The organism is Pseudomonas sp. WS 5410 (assembly GCF_012985645.1).
Lineage (GTDB): Bacteria > Pseudomonadota > Gammaproteobacteria > Pseudomonadales > Pseudomonadaceae > Aquipseudomonas > Aquipseudomonas shahriarae.
The window spans coordinates 12,827-24,901 of sequence record NZ_JAAQWS010000017.1; the positions used below are offsets into that span (position 1 = coordinate 12,827).

The following is a 12,075-nucleotide window of genomic DNA, read 5'->3' on the forward strand; positions in this document are numbered from 1 at the left end:
GAGCCGGCAAACCGGCTCCTGCAGGATTGGCAGCGATTTCAACTGCCTTGTGGTGTTTCCCCGCGTGCCAGTCGCGCATTGATATCGTCGATTACTGCCGGCAGGTCGACGATGGTGTCGATCAGGTAGTGCGGCCGTGACCCTTCAAACATCTGTGTAATACGCTCGCGTTCCTGCGCCAGTTCTTCGGCCGGCAGCGCCTTGTATTGCGCGTAGGTCCGCCCCAGTGCGTTGCCCGAGCAGGTCAGGGCGACTGTCCACATGCCGGCACTGCGTCCTTCCAGGATTCCCGGCCAGGTGTCATCGACCTTGACGCACGCCGCCACATCGCTGATGCCCAGGGCGATCACATTGGCCAGGGCCTGGGCCGGATGCGGGCGACCGTTGGGCACTTCGTCGGTGGCCACTACATGATCGGCCACATAGCCATTTTGCCGCGCCAACTCGACTACCTTGGCCATCACCACCGCCGGGTAGCCCGAGCACGAGCCGATCTTCAAACCCTTGGCGCGCAGGGTTTCAATCGCCTCCAGCGCACCGGGAATCACTGCCGAGTGCAGGGCGATTTTCTCGATCTGCAACGGCATGAAACGCTCGTACAGGGCGGTGACGTCTGCGTCGGTCGGCTGGCGGTTGAACACCGCACGATAGCGCTCGGCAATCTGCGGCTGATTGCACAGGGTGCGGATGTGATCCCACTTGCCCATGCCCATCGGCCCGCGGGCTTCCTCCAGGGACACGGCGACGCCGAACTCGGCAAAGGCCTCGACGAAAATCTGCGTGGGCGCAAACGAGCCGAAGTCGACGACGGTGCCGGCCCAGTCCAGGACCACGGCTTGCAACGTAGAAGGTTGTTGGTAATGCATGATCAATCTCCATTTTCGGGTATGAGCAGGCCGTCCCTCGATTCACGAGGTAAGCCGGTTGAGTGCAAAAGGGTGAAGCGAATCAGGTAGCCGGTATGGGGCTGGCCTCGAACAGTTCGGCGATCATCGGTCGGTTGCGCCGGATGCCCAGGCAACACAGGTGGTAGTCGATGGAAAACGGGTGGTCGACGAAGGTGATCGGTGTGGTACCCGGCGTTTCGGCGTATTCCACCGCCGATACAAAGCCAATGCCGATACCCTTGGCGATGGCATGCACGATGGCTTCGCGGCTGTTGAGCTGCATCACGCAGTTGAGGTCCACCCCCAGGCGCTTGCAGCTTTCTTCCACCAGTTGCCGGGTGCGCGAGCTGCGTTCGCGCATGACCCAACGCTCCTGGCTGATCTGCTCGACGTGTACCTCTTTCTGCGCAGCCCAGGGATGGTCGTCGCGCACCACCGCAATGATCGGGTAACGCCGGTACAGCTGCGTATCGAAGCGTTGGTCAAACTCCGAGAGGGCCAGGATTGCCACGTCGATATCAAAATTGAACAGGCGGTCGAGGGTCTCCTTCTCCGGGGAAAACGAGGTCTCCAGCGTGATATCCGGGTGGCGCTGCATCAACTCGTACGTCAGGTTCATGGCAATGGGCGGCGAAACAGCGCCCAGGCGCAACATCCCGGTCTTGCGCTGCTTGAAGCTGTGCAGCAGTTGCATGGCCTCATCCTCCTGGCCGAACAGGCCCTGGGTGATCCCGTAGAGCGCATGGCCGGCCGAGCTCATCTCGATAAAGCGCCCACGGCGGTGGAACAACTCCACCGAGAACTGCTTTTCCAGGCCGTTGACCTGTTCGCTGACAGTCGGCTGGCCGACGCTCAAGTACTCGGCGGCGAGGGTGAAACTGCCGGTCTTCGCCACTGCATGAAAGGACCGTAGCCACTTGTGGTACTGGTACATAACGCATCCTGTTCCAGGGATCAGCCGAGCCGGGTCATCAACGGCGGATAAACAGGGCCACCACCGCGCTGCACAGGCAGGCCGAGGTGACGACGATGAAGATCAGCGACGTATTGCCGGTACTGTCGAGCATACTGCCGATCAGCGGTTCTGCCAGGCCGGCGAACAGATAAGACGAGAAGTTCATCACACCCGTGGCCGTGCCTGCGCGCTTGGCACCCACCAGGTCCGGGCACAAAGCCCAGAAGCTGGACGCCGGGCCGTAGACAAAGAACCCGCAGAGAAACAGCGCCACCAGGCCGACTGCGCTATGGGGTGGCAGGCTCCACATCCACAGGCTGGTCGCGGCGCCGAGGAACATATAGAGCATGATCGCCAGGTAGCGCTTGGAGCCGAACAGCTTGTCCGACACCCAGCCATTGCTCAGGGCGCCGACGGCCATGCCCACCGGCAGGGCGACGGTGATCCACTTTGGATCGATCATGCTGTCGCCGCTTTTCCAGTTGGCGCCGAGGAAATGCACCGGCACCCACACGATCAGGCCGTAGCGCGCAGCGTTCTGGAAACCCAGGGACACGGCGGCAATGATCAGGCGCGCGTTTTTCAGCACTGCCTTGTAGCGCTGGGCCGAGGTTTCCTCTTCGCCGTGGGCCACTTCATGGCCCTTGTCCTCGGCGTTGGCCACGCCGGTATCGGCCAGGGGTTCGAAGCCCAGGTCCTGCGGGCGCTCACGGGCCACCAGGTAAAACAGGATGCCCCCGGCCAACATCAACAGGACCGGCAGGCGGAAGATCCAGCGCCACTCCAGTTGCAGCACCTCCAACACCACGATGGAGGTCACATAGGACAGCACCGACGCGCAGCCGGCGGCGAACACGTAGAAGCCATAGACCCGGCCGCGCTCGCTGGCGCTCCACCAGTTGGAGATCAAGCGACTGCCCGGCGCCCAGCCCAGGGCCTGGAAGTAACCGTTGATGCCCCACGGCAGGATCAACCCGGCAAAACCACTGGCAAAACTGGTGACCCAGTTGGCGCCACAGGACAGCACCGCGCCCAGGGTCATAATGCGCCGTCCGCCGAACTTATCGGCCAGGTTGCCGTTGATCGCCTGGCCGATGGCATAGGACCAGAGCATGGCGGCCGAGATCCAGCCCAGCACTTCCTTGGTCAGGCCGAACTCGGCCTGGATTCCCGGGATGGCGAAGCCGAAGGTCTGGCGCCCAGTGTAGAAAAACAGGTAACAAAACATCGCCGCGAGCAGCATGCGCCACTGGGCAAAACGGAACGACGCCGAGCGAACGGCAGGGGCAGGCAGGGTTTGTGCACGATTCATGATGTTTTCCTTATTGTTATTCGCCCCCGAAGCCGCAGCGACGGGGTGGCACCCTTTACAGGTGCAAGAGGAAAGACTGAATTGCGTTGAGCCTAGGCGGCTTTCGAACCGATAAAGTTTTTGCCGCGTGCACCTTGCAGGGCGAAGCGGATCATCGCGGCGGCCTCGGTGGGCGTGACGCCGTAATCGGCAAACTCGGTTTTTACCTCCAGGCTATGCAGGAAGTTGCGCAACCGGGTCTGGGCTTTGTCCAGGTCATCACCGAACACCCGTTGCAGGGTGCGATCCCGCGCCGCGTCATGTCCCCACGCCAAGCCAAGGACCAGCGGCAAGGTAAAGGAGCAGGCGATGCCATGGGGCAGGCCGTGGTGCAGGGTCATCTCGTAGGAAATGGAGTGGGCCAGCGCAGTCTTGGTATTGGAAAACGCCAGGCCGGCCTTGAGCGCGGCCAAGGCCATGCGCGAGCGCAACTCCTGATTACCGAGGTCGCGCCGCAGCGATGGCAGGCATTCCAGGATGTCCTCGATGGCCGATACCGCGAACGTGTCCGAAATCGGATTGGCATTGATGTTCCATATCGCCTCCAGCGCGTGGGACAAGGCGTCCAGCCCCGTCGACACCGTGACCCCGGCCGGTACGGTCAGCATCAACTGTGGGTCGACAATCGCCACCTTCGGCCAGGTGCAATCCAGGTGCAGGGAATACTTCTTGTGGCTGGCCGAATCCCAGATCGTCGCCCAGGGCGTCACCTCACTGCCGGTGCCCGCCGTGGTCGGCGCAGCGATCAAGGTTTTGCAGTGCGCCGGCACAAACGGCTGGCCGGTCGCCAACAATCCCAGTAATTCATCGAACTGCCCGGACTCAGTGCCGACAATCAGCGCCTTGGCCGTATCAATCGCACTGCCGCCACCGACGGCCAGCACCACATCGCAATCCCCGGCTTGCAGCCAGAAACGCTCGTAGGTTTCACGCAATTGCGCGACATCGGGATTGGGCTGCACATCCTCGACGACATACACCAGACGCTCGCCCAGCAATCCCTGGATCCGCTCGACCAAGCCCAGGCCACGGGCCTCCGGGAAGGTGACGAGAGCGACGGTCTGCTGCGCAGTGATGCTGGCCAGGTCTTGCAGGCAGCCCCAGCCGAAGCGGGTGTCTACCGGGTTATGGAATCGGGCAGTCATGGCGTGTTCCTGGTTTTTGTTGTTGGAAGTGGCGCCAATAGTCGGGGAGGGTGGGGGAGAGCTCAAATCGATAGATTGGGGGGATGGATTGGCTGGGCCGATATGAGATGTAGGATGGTCAAGGGCAAGTGCCTGCCTTGGCGTGGTTGGGTCTTTGCCACGACCACGCCGATACGAGCTCTAAGCTTACCGCCGCTGCTTTTCTGTCCTAAACGTTGCGTGCTGGTAGGATCTTTCCTGTTTTCATGTAGCCCCGTCTTTGGCAGCACTGCGTTTGCTACTTTTGCGTGAAAAATACGCGATGGAGACGCGGAATGCTCACTTTCGATTCCCTATGGAAAAACCACCCGCAGATCTATGGAGACGCAGCGCCATGCCGGACCAACGGTGCCAAAAACTTCAGTGATCAATGCGCGATCAACCTTGGTGTTGCACTGCGCAGATCAGGCGCTGATCTGAGCAAATTAAGAGGCGTGCGCTATTGTTGGCAGCATCCCAAGGCTGAGGGCCATGTACTGGCAGCAGAAGAAATGGCCAGAGCATTAAGCGGTACGAACATTCTCGGCTTGCAACGAATGAGAAAGGTCACACCCGAAGGTTTTGAGGATGAGCTGCAAGGGCAGCGAGGCATCATTTTCTTCAAGGACTTTTGGCGCCGGGGGAGCGAGACATTTGGCAATCGCAGTGGTGATCACATTGATCTGTGGAATGGGCGGCGGTTGACGGATTGGTTGAGCTACCCGCGTATTCAACTTGGGTTTTCGATTGAGGGGACGTTCTCGGATTATCACGAGTCCAGGGAGATTTGGTTTTGGAAGGTTTTATGACGGTAGTTAAGGGCATGTTATTTGTAGCGTTGGTGGTGGCTGTGGCGGTTGCGGTGTTTAACGGGTTGGTTGTAGCGGCTTCGGCTTACTTTGGGCCGTTTTACGAGAATGATGCGGACCAGAGTCGGAATTTTGGGATTTGGTTGTTAGGGAATGGGGTGGTAGTTGGGGTTTCAATGTTAGTTGGAGTTGTTTGGTTCCGTCGGCGTTTGCTTCGGGGTTAGGAGCCCAGCTCTAGGAACCTCTTTTTTGGCTTGCTCCTGAATACTTCAGGCCCCGCTGGGAATAAATGTATCCGTTGATTGGCAGGCAATCCCGATCTGCAGTGCTGCATCCTGATCAGGAAAAGGGCACGGATCTATTTTCAAACAAGTCCGTCCCCTTTTTACTGCTGGGGCTTTTGGGCGCTAATCAGCGCAAATTCCTGCCACCTTCACCCCCTCTGTTCGAACCGCCGCCGCTTCAGGAACAACCCCACCCCCAGTGCAACGGCAAAGATCGACAGCAGCCCCAGGTCAAACCCAAACAAACGGATTTGGCTTGCAGCCACGCAGCCGACCGCTCCGATCGCTACCAGCAGCACCCCTAGCCATTTGCGAAGTGGGTACGACTTCAGAAACCGATCGAGCAGAAAGAACAGCACCAGGGCAATGACCAACTGGGTAATGTCAGACATGTGTTTCTCCCGTCAGGTCTTGATGATCAGTGTCGAGGCGCTACGTTGTGGGCCGATACCGCCATTCACCTGCGCCTCGATGCTGACCAGTATGTCGCCTGCATGATAGGTGGGCAGGGTTTCATTCACATACATGCGCACACCGGCGCCGACAGGGGCACCCACGTAGGGGGAGGCTACATAAGAGGTGGCGCCAGCGAAGGCCGAGGCCGCGAGGTTAGCGATCTTGGTGCGTTGGGCATTGAGAACATCGCCCTGTTGCCGGGTCAGCGGCTTGGAGATGCCGATCATCATCAGGCACGGCAGGTTCTTGGCCAGCATCTTGTCGTACACCTCGACGACCTTGCGGTTGACCTCATAGTGGGCGCTTTTCGCTTCACCAAAATGCAACTCGCCCAGGCGTCCGCGCTCGCTGTCGGTAAGGGTGATCTGCGAGACGTTGAACACGATCCCGTGATTGCCCATGTATTGGAAAGTCCCTTCGAACTTCATTGCACGCATCCTTTCGAGCCAAAGGTGGGGATTGTCTAGAAGGCGCGCGCTGGATTCAAATCATTTCACCTGCCTGGCAAGATGCGTTGCCCGCCGTAAGGTGTTGATTGCATGAGCAGGGCTGGCATCTGTGATCCGGTGAACCGGAACAAATCGGTATGGTTGACCGAGGAAGGACCTGGAGCGCTGGGTGAGAGAGTTGCTGCAGACGGGTAGTTCGATGGTGCCGGGGTGGGCGCTATCGCAGGCAAGCCAGCTCCCACATTTGATGGCGTACAGCCGCTGAATCACACGGCTTGCGGTAAAAAGACCTTGGTTTTTAACGGCCGATCAACCCAGCAGGTGTTTGGAAATCAGCCTGGAGATTTCCACCATCGAGGTCTTGCCCGTGAACTCGAACTTCACTTTGCCCAATGACGAGAAGTAGATCTCCAACTCCGAATCCAGGTCGAACGTGCCGGAGGTTTCCACCGAGTACGCGACAATGTTTTTGTACGGCAGGGAAGTGAAGTCCTTCTTGCTGCCGGTGATGCCTTGCACGTTTACGGCGATGATGCGCTTGGTGGTAAACACTACGCCGTCGCGCATGGCTTTGTAGGCATCTACTACCTGTTCGTCATCGAGCAGCAGGGATGCAACGCGTTCGGCGTATTCATTGTTTTGCTTGAGCTTGAAGAAGCCTTTGTTGTTGAAGTCGATCATTGGGCGGTCCTTGTGGTGGGGCAGGGAGGGTGCGTTACAAGATGGCCTTGAGGTAATCCATAAGTGCGTCGAGCGGGGTCTTTAGTTCCTCCAGCGTCGAGGCTTGCTGGACTTCAGCCGCCAGCTTTTGCAGCTCACGGCCCATGACCGTGTTGGCACCCCCCAACGTCTCCAGGGCCAACTTCATGCATTCATCCAACTTGCGTTGGATAGTTGTCAGGTCGCCAGTGCGCACCAACAACCCAAACACCTCCCGCTCATACCCATCCATGACCAGATCGTCGCGCAGGATCGGGCTGCCATCTTCCGTCTCATGCACCAGTTTGAGGGCGAACAGAGCAACGGCTTCGAGTGTCAATTCCATGGTCCTGGTACCTCTACTATCTGGTGCGGTGGGCGATGATCACTTTTCTGCAGGCGAAAAAAAAGACCTTGAATTTCAAGGTCTTTTTTAAGATGGTGCCCCGAGGGAGACTCGAACTCCCTCAAAAACATCATAAGACCCAGCAATGCCGCGAGTTTAAAGGCTTTCAGTGGCTTTGGGTAGAAATTTTGGGTAGAATTTTGGGTAGAAATGACTAGCGAAGGCTTTTGCTATGACCGATTTTTTAGTCCTGAAATCCGGCACCTACTACGTCCGTCTGGACGTTCCAGAAGACGCACGGGAAGCCTTTTCCGGGCGTAAGGTTTTGACTAAAAGCCTCAAAACTGGCAATCGTTCGGAAGCCCATATTTTCAAACTACGATGGTTGCAGCAGTGGAAAACCGAAATCGAAAAAGCCCGTAGGGGTGAAATCGGCAATTTCCGTGATGATGTTCTTCAAATAGTTGAAAAGCATCAAAGGGCCATAAACCAAGATAAAATTAAGGGGAAACCCGCAAACAATGAAACAAAAATGGGTTTTGAAGTAATCCAATATACACAAGATAAGAAGTTAAGCATCGACCTTGTTAATGAAGCAATTGATATTGCAGCAGGTCGTTCGGACTACTCACCAAAAACCCCATTTTTCAAAAGTCGCCTTGATGGTTTCTATAACTATGAATTAAATCAACGAAAAGTAGACTTGAATACAGTTGATAGACATATAAAGAGAATTAAAGCACTTGATGCCTTTTTGAAAGCTGAGGACTTATTGCTGGATTATGAGGCAGTTGCTTCATTCTTGATTTCAAAAAATCTGGAATCGAAGACAAAGAAACAATATTTGTTTTCGTTTAATGCCTTCTATAATTTCTTGATTAAAAAAGAACCACCATTCAAAGAACGTTATCCAATCAATCCTTTCAAAAGTCATGAATTGAGCCAAGTTAGACGTGGAACACTCAAAAAAGATGAAAGACGTGCTTTTACGGCGGAAGAGGTTGAAACCTTGCATAGTAAAGCAGTTGAAAAAGGAAAGCGTCAATTAGCCGATTTGATTAAGATAGCGGCCTATACGGGAGCACGCATTGAAGAAATATGCCGTTTAAAAACATCGTCAGTTGTTAAAGAGGATGGTGTGGATTGTTTTCATATTACAGAAGGTAAAACACAAGCATCCGTTCGTTTTGTGCCAATTCATCCGGTTCTCATGGAAACGGTCAAACGGCTTGTTAGTTCATCGGACGATGGGTATTTGTTGAAGACAAGCAAAGGTGGGAAGTATGAAACCAAATCGAAAGGTTTAGGTAATCAATTTTCAATCTTCAAGACAGATTTAGGTTTTGATAAAAAATGTGTTTTCCATAGCATTCGCAAAACTGTAATCACTACATTAGAGCGTGCTGATGTTAAGAACCTTGTCATCATTTCGTTGGTTGGCCACAAAGCTGATGGACTGCTAAGAATGACTTTCGATAGATATTCGGAAGGCCCAACCCCAGCATCTAAAATGGATGCTGTTAAACACCTACAATATAAATTCTCAGTATAATTTTTTATTGTTGTCATCATTCATGAGGCTACCTAATTAGGTGGCCTTTTTAATGCCTGCTATACATTGCTATACGTTGCTATACGTTGCTATACGTTGCTATACACTTTCATTCTTTGTTATCTGGCTTATTGAAAGCTATACAACTTGAAAACATTTTAATATATGTTAACTTGATATTAGTAGTTCGAAAACATTACAGGCGAGCAATGTAAATGTATAGCACCTCACTTCGTTCGTTGCTTACATTTACGCTCGATTTTTCGCACTACGTTTGAAAAATTAAAATCAACAACCATGAGGAATGTATGAGTGATAATAAAAAACCAAGACAGATGAATGTAAGAATATCCGAAAGTGATTACGAAAAGATTGAGCACGAAAGGGGAATTATACACAAAAGCCAGTCCGGCTATATTTCCCACATCATTAATAATGGCATCAGTGAAATTATTGAAATCACCAATCCTGAGCTTAGACAAGACATTGATAAAATTGAAAGGTTTCTGGGCGGATATGGAAACAACCTAAATCAAATAGCTAAAAGTCTAAATGCGAATGAGACACCACCTTTTGATATTCTAAAAACGCTAACTGCACTCGACCAAAACATAACTATACTTACTAAAAAGTTGGGCAAATTAAAAAATGAGACATTAAGAAACGTAGGTAAGTCATGATACGTGAAAAGCTAAGCACTCAAAAATCTAAATCAAAGATTTACAAAACAGCCAAATACTTCAATAAAGAAGAAGGCTGCGTTTTATTCGAGTCAAATATTTACACGCCTTTGAATGCTTCAAAGAAAGATATTGCGAAAGCAATATCACAATCAATTGAAAGCGATATTACTGACAACAAGAAAGGTAGAAAGCAATCCGTTAGAACCCAGCACGATGTTGTTAGCTTTCATACGAATGACAATATTACACCAGAGCAAGCCCGTGATATTGCAAAAGAACTTTATGAGGCCACGCATAAACTTTCAAATAGAAAGTATTCGTTAGGCGTTCACATTGATACAGATGAGGTTCATGTTCATATTGTGTGGGCTTTAAAAGATTTTAATGGCAAGTGTTACAACGTCAGCAATGACTACCGTGTTATTGAAAGAGAATGTGAAAAGCTTGAACAAAAATACAATCTAATAGTTCCCGAAAATCGAATTTCAAGAGACATGGATGAACTCGACAAAATAAAAGAGCTAACACTGCAAGATAAGAAAGACATTATCAACAAGAAATACAAAGACAAGCATCCATCAACAAAAGAAAGAATGCTTGACGTTCGTGGCGTTATTTCTAACAAGAAACAAATGAAAGACGCTTTGAGTGATTTCCTTAACAATGCTTCCAGCCCATCCGACTTCATCAACCAGATAACCGAGAATGGTTTCAATGTCATTCACAATGGCAAATCATCTCTCTCCATTCAACATGAAGACCAGATATTCAAAGCATCCGAGCTTGGCCTATCTTACAAAACACTTAAAGCGAAACTAGGTGATGACACTGGCTTTGAGCAGACTTTAAAAAATAAGCACAACGTAAAGGAATACGAAAATTGTTCAATCGCTTCAACCGAAGCAGAACCCGACTACATGAAAAAGATTAAACCAAACTCAGTGCTTGCTACTAAGTTCAAGTTTATTCAGCATAGTGACAAGGTTGAATATTTCTATAATTCAGCCAGTAGCAAGAAATCATTCGAGTATTACAAAGACCCATCAAAAGTTTCATTCCATGATTTATCAAGACAGTCAGCAAAGGCTGGCATTCAAAGACTTGTTGCCGACGCCAAACCACCACAATCATTTACAGTGAATGGCCCTGATTACTTCAAGAAGAATGTATGGCTCGAATTTCAGCTAATGGGATTGGAAGCCAAAGGCTTCAAGCTTGAAGGCTACAAACCTACCCCAGCAGATTTAGACGAATTGAAGAAAATTCAGGAGCAATATGCTTCGATGAATAAGAAGGCCGATCCTAAACCGCAACCAGCACCAGAAGCCCCTACGGTGGCCGTAGAAGCACCTAAACCAGTTGAGCCTGTCATGCCTATACCTCTTCAAAAAGCTCCTGAGAAGCCACCAGAGCCTACAAAGAAGGTTGAACAAGAAAAGGTTACGCCAACCAATGATGGCTTAATTGATGACTTGCACGATATGTTCCGGCCAGCCATAGCTACCCCTGTCGCACAAGCTCCCACAGAAGCCGTAGAACCACCTAAACCAGTAGAGCCTGCCATAGATGAGTTTTACATACCGATGGCACCAGAACCGCTTGCAGAGCCTGAAAATCACAAGATTGATGGAGACTATTCAACATATTCGAATGATGAACTTGTTGAAGAATTTGAATGGTTACAACCGAGACTAAAGAAAAGTTCATTTCCGGGTAATAGCAAGAGAGATATTGCCGGACATAGAGAGATGGACAACATCCCAGAAAATCGTAATGGAATAAAAACTGGAGATGTTAAACGTCAATATGAATTCAGAGAGAAGCTCTATAATCTATTTGATGAAATTAAAGAAAGAGACCCAGCGGCAGCAAAACAGCTTGAACAAGCTTTTAAAGCACAGATGGCAAACAAAAGAGCGGTTACGTTTGACTTAAAACCACAGTTAACAAAATAGCCCTATCAGGGCTTTTTATTTGTCTTGGATTTGAAAGTTTCTAATTCCAACTTGTAGCGTTACATCTTTGTTGAACCCGTTAACTTTGCTTACATTTAAGTATTCTTTCATACAATCATTTATAAAGCGTGACAACGGAAATTTGTGAGTATTGGCAATTTCTCTAAATTGATTATGTGTTTCAGCGTCGAGTGTGATGGTGCAAACTTTAAGATTTGCTTTTGCTTTTGGTTTTTTCATTAGTGTCCCTTTCTTATTTATATATATTTATTAGAGCACAAATAAAAGCAAAGTCAAATAAATACATATTTTTCTTGACAAAATTCAGGCACAAAAAAACCAGCATTAGCTGGCTTTGTTATAAGTCCCTTATACATTCGTCTTGATATTCGTAAGGAACTCTACTTTGGTCTACCAGCACCTTGAATGTGTAATCTAATGGGTCAAAAATCAAATGACAAACACTTTTGTCATGTGCATTCTTAA

General features: G+C 50.9%; 14 protein-coding genes. 5 read left to right on the forward strand and 9 right to left on the reverse strand.

The genetic code is table 11. The annotated features are described in order from the left end of the window. Window positions 1-38 precede the first annotated feature (38 nt). From phnX to psrA, 4 genes are all read right to left on the reverse strand, one after another. Window positions 39-866: a phosphonoacetaldehyde hydrolase gene (phnX, locus tag HBO24_RS22215; RefSeq protein WP_057960578.1), complete on the reverse strand. Its 828-nt coding sequence runs from the start codon at window positions 864-866 to the stop codon at window positions 39-41. 82 nt (window positions 867-948) lie between these two features. Next, window positions 949-1,821, reverse strand: a complete 873-nt coding sequence (locus HBO24_RS22220) for a LysR substrate-binding domain-containing protein (protein ID WP_057437906.1) — start codon at window positions 1,819-1,821, stop codon at window positions 949-951. Between the two features lie 37 nt (window positions 1,822-1,858). After that, complete coding sequence (locus HBO24_RS22225) at window positions 1,859-3,154, reverse strand: MFS transporter (RefSeq protein WP_115127474.1); 1,296 nt, start codon at window positions 3,152-3,154, stop codon at window positions 1,859-1,861. A 92-nt stretch (window positions 3,155-3,246) separates the two neighbouring features. Beyond that, a complete protein-coding gene (gene psrA, locus HBO24_RS22230; protein ID WP_170060331.1) occupies window positions 3,247-4,338 on the reverse strand; it encodes an iron-containing alcohol dehydrogenase PsrA in 1,092 nt (363 codons plus the stop codon). Window positions 4,339-4,652: 314 nt separating this feature from the next. Here psrA and HBO24_RS22235 point away from each other — a divergent pair, with 314 nt between their 5' ends. Together HBO24_RS22235 and HBO24_RS29675 are read left to right on the forward strand one after the other, a co-directional pair. Then, window positions 4,653-5,165, forward strand: coding sequence for a type VI secretion system amidase effector protein Tae4 (locus HBO24_RS22235; RefSeq protein WP_170060332.1), 513 nt, complete (start codon window positions 4,653-4,655; stop codon window positions 5,163-5,165). Then, the gene (locus HBO24_RS29675; protein WP_233092199.1) at window positions 5,162-5,389 is read left to right on the forward strand and encodes a hypothetical protein; all 228 of its coding nucleotides are present in this window, start codon (window positions 5,162-5,164) and stop codon (window positions 5,387-5,389) included. Before HBO24_RS22235 ends, HBO24_RS29675 begins: the two co-directional genes overlap by 4 nt. Window positions 5,390-5,598: 209 nt before the next feature. Here the strand turns inward: HBO24_RS29675 and HBO24_RS22240 are convergent, their stop codons facing one another. The 4 genes from HBO24_RS22240 to HBO24_RS22255 form a co-directional block, all read right to left on the reverse strand. Continuing rightward, the gene (locus tag HBO24_RS22240) at window positions 5,599-5,841 is read right to left on the reverse strand and encodes a hypothetical protein (protein ID WP_057437913.1); all 243 of its coding nucleotides are present in this window, start codon (window positions 5,839-5,841) and stop codon (window positions 5,599-5,601) included. Window positions 5,842-5,853: 12 nt separating this feature from the next. Next, entirely contained in the window at window positions 5,854-6,333 is a 480-nt protein-coding gene (locus tag HBO24_RS22245) for a hypothetical protein (RefSeq protein ID WP_057437915.1), read from the reverse strand. 330 nt (window positions 6,334-6,663) lie between these two features. Further along, window positions 6,664-7,035: a PH domain-containing protein gene (locus HBO24_RS22250; protein WP_057437917.1), complete on the reverse strand. Its 372-nt coding sequence runs from the start codon at window positions 7,033-7,035 to the stop codon at window positions 6,664-6,666. A 34-nt stretch (window positions 7,036-7,069) separates the two neighbouring features. Then, window positions 7,070-7,399: a hypothetical protein gene (locus HBO24_RS22255; protein WP_057437918.1), complete on the reverse strand. Its 330-nt coding sequence runs from the start codon at window positions 7,397-7,399 to the stop codon at window positions 7,070-7,072. 232 nt (window positions 7,400-7,631) lie between these two features. On the opposite strand from HBO24_RS22255, the gene HBO24_RS22260 reads away from it, so the two are divergent. The 3 genes from HBO24_RS22260 (at window position 7,632) to HBO24_RS22270 (ending at window position 11,589) form a co-directional block, all read left to right on the forward strand. Continuing rightward, window positions 7,632-8,951 carry a tyrosine-type recombinase/integrase gene (locus tag HBO24_RS22260; RefSeq protein WP_028624202.1) on the forward strand — a complete coding sequence of 440 codons (1,320 nt, stop codon included), beginning with the start codon at window positions 7,632-7,634 and terminating at the stop codon, window positions 8,949-8,951. Window positions 8,952-9,259: 308 nt separating this feature from the next. Next, the gene (gene mobC / locus HBO24_RS22265) at window positions 9,260-9,631 is read left to right on the forward strand and encodes a plasmid mobilization relaxosome protein MobC (protein WP_170060333.1); all 372 of its coding nucleotides are present in this window, start codon (window positions 9,260-9,262) and stop codon (window positions 9,629-9,631) included. Continuing rightward, entirely contained in the window at window positions 9,628-11,589 is a 1,962-nt protein-coding gene (locus HBO24_RS22270) for a relaxase/mobilization nuclease domain-containing protein (protein WP_170060334.1), read from the forward strand. Before mobC ends, HBO24_RS22270 begins: the two co-directional genes overlap by 4 nt. A 15-nt stretch (window positions 11,590-11,604) precedes the next feature. Here HBO24_RS22270 and HBO24_RS22275 read toward each other — a convergent pair whose 3' ends face one another. Then, the gene (locus HBO24_RS22275; protein WP_143129380.1) at window positions 11,605-11,829 is read right to left on the reverse strand and encodes a hypothetical protein; all 225 of its coding nucleotides are present in this window, start codon (window positions 11,827-11,829) and stop codon (window positions 11,605-11,607) included. Window positions 11,830-12,075: the final 246 nt, after the last annotated feature.